Genomic DNA, 278 nt, shown 5'->3' with positions numbered 1-278 from the left:
GAACAGCTCGTCCTTCTGATCGTTCTGTTGCCAGGCAAATTCACCTTGAAGCTTCTCCAGCTTGATCGCAGCGTCATTGAGCTCACCTACGACTGCGGAGCTCCATGTCTCCTGTAACTTTGAAAAATGCTGCGCGATGTTTACTTTTTCCATGATGATCCTCTCCCCTTTGTACCAAAGATAATACAAACCAAGGTTTGTTGACATAGCAGGGATCTCATAGATTTATGATAAGTCAGATCACAGATCGATGATAAGATACAGAGAATTAGAACAAC

1 protein-coding gene is annotated in these 278 nt (G+C 43.2%); it reads right to left on the bottom strand.

Going from position 1 to position 278, the window contains the following annotated elements; translation table 11 throughout:
- Positions 1 to 207: cupin domain-containing protein (locus SB775_RS29025; RefSeq protein ID WP_486360714.1), on the bottom strand; the 207-nt coding region annotated here is incomplete at its 3' end.
- Positions 208 to 278: the final 71 nt, after the last annotated feature.

This window comes from Peribacillus sp. SIMBA_075, assembly GCF_046534585.1.
This window is presented reverse-complemented; position numbering and strand designations above follow the sequence as displayed.